The following is a 6,712-nucleotide window of genomic DNA, read 5'->3' as shown; positions in this document are numbered from 1 at the left end:
TTGCCTTGTGCCTAAACTTATAAATCAAATCTAATGCTACACAATTCCTAAATATACTCTATGCCAGTAACTGATCTACTGTTAACTAATAACTTCCTTTTACAACAAAAGACCAGCTAGCGTTGCCGACAAATAACTTGCTAATGTTCCACAAATCAATGCCTTGAATCCTAATTTTGCTAGGTCCGAACGACGACTCGGAGCTAGTTCACCAATACCTCCGATTTGGATAGCCACGGAGCTAAAGTTGGCAAAACCACAAAGAGCAAAGCTGGTAATGGCAATTGTTTTAGGGGCAAGCGTATGTTCTTGTTTAATCAAATCCAGATAGGCTACAAATTCATTTACCACCATTTTGGTACCCATCAGAGCGCCTGCCGCTTCGATATCTTTGGACGGAACACCCATCGCCCATGCAAAAATGGCAAATAATTTACCTAAAATAAAGTTGAAACTTAGCTCAGGTAAACCGACCATGAATCCAATTTTACCTAAAATTAAATCCAACAATGCGATTAAAGCAATAAAACCAATCAGCATCGCGATTACGTTCATACCCACTTTCAAACCGTCACTAGCACCACCAGCAATAGCATCCACGAGGTTGACGTGTGCTTTTTCAACCTTTAATTTTACCACACCTTGGGTTTCTGACTCTTCTGTTTCAGGCATTACGATTTTCGAAATCACCAAAGCTCCTGGTGCTGCCATAATACTTGCTGCCAAAAGATACTGTGCTGGTACGCCCAAAGCAATGTAAGTAGCCATTACACCACCTGCAATACAAGCAAAACTACCTGTCATCGAAGCCAAAAGCTCCGAGTTGGTCATGCCTTTGAGGTAGGGTTTAATCATAATTTGAGCTTCTACCTGCCCAACAAACGTACTTGCTACGTTTGAAACTGCTTCGGCACCACTTACTCCCATCAACCACTTCATACCTTTGGCCATTACCGCAACTACACGCTGCATCAAACCAATATGATAGAGGATATTTACCAATACTGCCACAAAGATGATGGTAGGTACAACTTTAAAAAAGAAAATAAATCCATTTTCTGGACCGAATACTTTACCCAAAAGCTCTTGCTTTACTAATGGACTAAATACAAACTCGGCACCTTTGTCTGACATTTCTAATAGGCGTTTGATTTTTTCGCCGAGCCATTGGAAAATGTTTTGACCAAGGTCTGTTTTTAAAATAAAAATAGCTAGTGAGGCTTGTAAACCTAGTCCCACACCAACTGTACGGTAGTTGATTGCCTTTCGGTTGTTCGACATCAAATAGGCGATTCCTAGTATCAATACAACTCCGATTAGTCCTGTAAAGCGTTCCATGTTTTATGTAATTAGACCGAGATTAGTGCTTAGTTTTATAGTTGATGAATTTTGCAAAAACAGGTAAAGATAGGAAAAAAACTTCTAAACCTATACGAATATATAGGCGATAGAGCTCAAATGACCTTTTTGGCCAGAAAATTCCTGAAGAAATAATTTGTATTGCCCTTATTCTGTTTTTACCAATTCATTCGTTTGCGTAGCTCCAAGATGTGCGCTACATGGTGTCGGCCGTGCCACGAATACATACCAGTCATTACACTCAACGGATTAGTATGGCGTGTAGCTGGGTGATATAATTGTTTATTAAAATCGGCCTTAGTCATATTTTCTAATAACATTCCCCATCTCAGGTGTAGTGCTTCTAATAAAGTCAACGACCATTCGATAGGAGCGTTTTTGCCATCAGATAGCTCCGCCCAAAGTTGTTCCTCGTAGGGTCTAATGGTAGGGATATCTTCGGTAAGGGCTAGCTTGAATCTGGTATATGCATTGATATGCGAGTCGGCCACGTGGTGTACCGTTTGTCTGACTGTCCAGCCATCAGGGCGATAAGGTGTTGCCAGTTGTTCTTTGTTGAGGCCTTCAGCTGCGTCAGCAAGCTGTTGTGGTAATCTTTTAATGTCAAGAATCCATTCTGCCAAGATAGACTCTGTTATTTCATGGGGTTTTTCAAATTGTCCAATCGGATATTTTAGTAATTCTATATCTTCTTTTTGCATAAGGTAAAAATGGTTTATAACGAATGGAAGGTCTTCTAGGATAGAAGCTTTCCCTAATTTATCAATTTCAGTTGTAAAATAGCTCAACTAAACCGAAAAATTAAGTATTAGGTCATTTATGAATGGCTTCAATAAAATCATAGTCTAAGGATTTCAATCTTTGGGTATACTTGATTGAGTACAAATGCTCATAGTTGTTTTGAAGTTCGTATGATTTTGATAATCCTGATATGAAGAAAACCCTCAAATGGATATGTTTTATAAATTCTTTGAATAGTTAAATTTTCGAAAAAGATGTATGCTCTTGTTAAAAGAAAAAGTTGAAAAATGGCGAAAATTTTAAAATTATATTTTGTTTTTTAGAAATTTTTTGTAAAATAGTGTAAGCTTTTTCCAAAAACACAAAATATAATACTGATTTAAGAAAGGTGTAAATTCAATAAAATTTATCTACTAAGTATTATTTCTTAGACCAGTTTAGTTGCCTCAAACAATCCCAAAATCGCTTCAATTTATAAAAGTATTCATCAGCTTGGAGGAGCCCATCTCCGCTCTCACTGATATGTATTTGATAGAATTTCCCATTGATACCTATATTAAACTCATTATTCACCCTTAAAAAAACAAGTTATGAAACATTTAGACAAACTACCTCCAGTGGTATTAATTATGTTATTTGTTTTGTTGACCTTGGTTAGTGCTTAATAAGTAATGCCATCGTTTTCCAAACACAGCGATATTCCTTTGCTGATAACATGCAATGCCTTGTTCATGACAGGTGATAGGAATCATCATCTGGACCCGTATCCAATTTTTAGATTTTACTTGATTACAATCTTATCAGCTTTTGCCGAGCTTTATAGTTAATAGACCTGTGAAGTTGTATTTTACAGGTCTTTTTGTTTTACATGATGTTCTATTCCTTTTTGAGCCGAAATGAGAGGTTTGCCTTTACACTGAGATTGTATGACCCGCATACGTTTATTTATTGTATCTTATCTAATGCTACTAATTGGGTAATCGAGTCAAATATTTATTGAAATAATACAATAATTACTCTTTTTTGTCTCTTGGAAATATCTTTTACGAAAGGTTTTAATTTGTTCCTATTTTTTGTATTTTTACATAAATGAAAAGGTTATTAGTCTTTTTGTAAACCTATTTTATTAATTTTTGTAAAAATTTATTAAAAAATAGATAAATTTTAATGTAGTTTTTGTAATTATTGATAAATTTGTATTATTGAAAAAGTGCTATATACTGTTTCATTTTTTTCCCTTAACTATCAATTTATAATCAACAAGCTAGAGCCGTACTTTATCCTTTGTTTCACTACTAACTAAGACGTGATATGAAAACAGTACTCAAACTCTCAGACTACCTTAAAATGTTGTTGGCTGCCATAGGTGCCTATTTTGGCGCGTGGATAATAGCCTAATGCTTGTTCATGTTGTTTGTGAGTATTCTAGAAGGGCGTCCTTCGCGTGTTTTTGCTCATTCGACTTTCTAGAATTCTCTCGCAACCAAAAGTTAAATCACTGCGTACACTTTTCATAAATAGACTATCATTACTTAAATCACTTCAAAAACAACGTCTTATCATGTCATTCAATATCAATCGCCGTGATTGGCTCAAAAAAAGTCTTATAGCTACCGCAGGTTTGACCGCTGCTTCAACCTACATTCAACGTGCACAAGCAAACCCAACTGTGAGAAGAGAGTTACAAATGAGTTTGTCGCCAGATTTTCAGTTAGAAAATTCTTTTGTAGGAATTAATCCTCCTGTGGTAATGAAGGCTCGTTTGGGTGCGAATGAAAATCCTTGGGGACCTTCTGCAAAAACCAAAGAGGCCTTGATTGAGGCAGTTGGCGCGTCCAATCGCTATGGTATGCAAAGCCGCTCGGCCTTGATTAAGTTGATTGCCGAAAAAGAAGGCGTACCTGAAAACCATATTTTATTGGGTGCGGGTTCTTCTGAGTTGTTGACTGCATCGATGGTAGCTTATGGCTTGAAAGGCAAGATTATCTGTGGTGACCCATGTTATATTTCGGGTAATGAAGAAAAAATCCCAATGGAAAAAGTGCCATTGACTAAGGATTATCAATACGATTTGGATGCAATTGCGGGTCGCTTGAATGGCTCTCAAAGCTTGGTATATATCACAAATCCTAATAACCCAACTGGGGCGATTTTGCCAGCCGACCAACTAACGGCTTTTATCAATAAAGTCTCTGACAAAACCCCTGTATTAGTTGATGAGGCTTATATTGATTATGCCAAAAACCCCAAAACAGATTGTATGGTGGCATCAATCCTTGCAGGTAAAAATGTATTGATTTTGCGTACCATGTCCAAGCTCTATGCTTTTGCTGGTTTGCGTGTAGGTTATGCCATTGCCAAACCCGAAATCCTAAAGACAATTGCACCGTATTGCTCTGGTGGTTTTGATATTTCGGTTCCTTCTTTTGCAGCAGCAATTGCGGCTTTGAAAGATACAGATTTCCAACAATTGACCTTAACAAATACTGCGGAGTCAAAGAAATATCTTTATGATTTCTTGACAAAAGCAGGATATAGCTATGTGCCTTCTTCAGCCAACTTTGTATTGTTTCCAATCAAAATGAAAGGGCAAGACCTCATGAGTAAACTCATGGCCGAGGGCGTTATGGTAAGAAGATGGGAATTTGACCGCCAACACTGGTGTCGTGTTTCTATTGGAACCATGGACGAAATGAAGGCCTTTACGGATGCTTTCTCGAAAATCGCCTCTTAGATAATTGATAAAAGTCATCGATTTGGATTGTTGAGCAACTATTTGATTTTCTTATTTTTACTATTTTTTTCTAACAAAAAATCAAAGTTTGTTTATCAGCAAAATACAAATCAAGCATTTCAATTATTAAGCCATAACATTATGACGAGAAGAGATTTTATAGAAAGAACAGGTGCTGCTAGCTATTTAACATTATTAGGCTTAGGAATGATTCCAGAAGCAAATTCACAACCCTTGGATTTGCAAAGAGGAAAGACCGATAAAAAAATTATTATCCTTGGAGCTGGCTTAGCTGGCTTGTGTTCGGCTTATGAATTAACAAAATTAGGCTATCAGGTTACAGTTCTAGAAGCACGCAGTCGCCCAGGTGGACGTGTTTGGACGGTAAGAGGTGGCACCACAGAAACTGAAATAGGAGGTTCGGCACAAACGGCTCAATTCGATAAAGGACTTTACTTAAACGGCGGTGCGGCACGTATCCCACACAACCACGAAACTACGCTCCATTACTGTCGTGAGTTTAATATTCCGCTCGAGATATTTATGAATATGAACGAGGGTGCTTATTACTACAGCGATAATGGAACAGGCCCTTTGGCAAACAAACGAGTAAAAATTCGTGAAATACATGCCGACGTTCGTGGGTACACAGGAGAATTATTGGCAAAGGCGGCTGACCAAAAAGCCCTAGACCAAGATTTGACCAAAGAGGATATCGACAAGCTTATTGCATATCTGAAAGAGGAATGTGATTTGGATATTACCAAAAAGTACAAAGGCTCCGAACGACACGGATATTTGCATCAGGGTGGGTATGGCGACCAAATCCCACAATTGGCAGAACCTCACTCGTTACATGATATTATTGCAGGAGGGTTGTTTCACCCCGCATTTTCGAATGTAAGCGAATATACTTTCAATCAGCAGCCAGTTATGTTACAGCCTTTTGGTGGTATGGATGCAATTCCGTATGAATTTGCAAAGCGTCTTGAAGGAAAAATACAATATCAAACAGAAGTAAAAGAAATTCGAAAAACCCAACCAGGCGTTCGTGTAGTATATAAAGATAAAGTTGGACAGGAAAAGGAACTTAAAGCAGATTATTGTATTTGTACAATTCCGTTGCCTGTATTACGTAATATACAGACTGACTTTTCTTCGGATATCCGTCGTGCCATAGATTTTACTTCTTACATGAATACAGGTAAAATTGGATTGCAGTTCAAGCGCAGATTCTGGGAAGAAGACGATAAAATATTTGGAGGTATTTCTCGAACCAATATGGATATTACTCAAATTTTTTATCCTTCCTATAATTTTATGGGTAAAAAAGGTTTGTTGAAAGGCTATTATAATTTCCATGACCGAGCCGTAAAAATGGGTAATTTATCTATTGCCGAACGAGAAAAAGCGGCTTTGGAGCAAGGAAGTAAAATTCACCCGCAGTATGCTACCGAATTTGAAAGTTCCTTTTCGTTGGCATGGCAAAAAATACCTTATTCGCAAGGCGGTTGGGCTGAATATACCGATGCACAACGCAAAAGATTGTATCCAGCCTTGATTAAGCCCGACGATGAGATTTACATGGCAGGAGAGCATACTACTCACCTGACAGCATGGATGGCAGGAGCTCTCGAATCGGCTAAGGCCGTGGTAGAACAAATTCACCGTCGTGTAAATGCATCATAATTTTAAAATTATTTTAAAAAATTTGACATACTTTTCTTTGATAATCAATAATTTATTATATTTATAATTATAAAATAATTTTGATTTAATAAGGCTGTATTTCAAATAAGTATCACATACTCTTTCGGTGTAGGAGCTTATTTGTAGAGAGATAGATTCTCTACCTACTTGTTATTATTTCAAGCACCT

At 37.4% G+C, this 6,712-nt stretch carries 4 protein-coding genes; 2 read left to right on the top strand and 2 right to left on the bottom strand.

The genetic code is table 11. The features are described 5' to 3' along the window. Positions 1 to 99 precede the first annotated feature (99 nt). Positions 100 to 1,338, bottom strand: a complete 1,239-nt coding sequence (locus ACOVQ4_RS13695) for a NupC/NupG family nucleoside CNT transporter (protein WP_421821193.1) — start codon at positions 1,336 to 1,338, stop codon at positions 100 to 102. Between the two features lie 179 nt (positions 1,339 to 1,517). Continuing rightward, positions 1,518 to 2,060, bottom strand: coding sequence for a YfiT family bacillithiol transferase (locus ACOVQ4_RS13690; RefSeq protein ID WP_421821192.1), 543 nt, complete (start codon positions 2,058 to 2,060; stop codon positions 1,518 to 1,520). A 1,601-nt stretch (positions 2,061 to 3,661) separates the two neighbouring features. Here ACOVQ4_RS13690 and ACOVQ4_RS13685 point away from each other — a divergent pair. Further along, positions 3,662 to 4,834 carry a pyridoxal phosphate-dependent aminotransferase gene (locus ACOVQ4_RS13685; RefSeq protein WP_421821191.1) on the top strand — a complete coding sequence of 391 codons (1,173 nt, stop codon included), beginning with the start codon at positions 3,662 to 3,664 and terminating at the stop codon, positions 4,832 to 4,834. 141 nt (positions 4,835 to 4,975) lie between these two features. Continuing rightward, a complete protein-coding gene (locus ACOVQ4_RS13680; protein ID WP_421821190.1) occupies positions 4,976 to 6,523 on the top strand; it encodes a flavin monoamine oxidase family protein in 1,548 nt (515 codons plus the stop codon). Positions 6,524 to 6,712: the final 189 nt, after the last annotated feature.

The organism is Flectobacillus sp. (assembly GCF_049240685.1).
Lineage (GTDB): Bacteria > Bacteroidota > Bacteroidia > Cytophagales > Spirosomataceae > Flectobacillus.
Note: the sequence above shows the minus strand (reverse complement) of the source record. Positions and strands in the feature narration are given on the sequence as shown.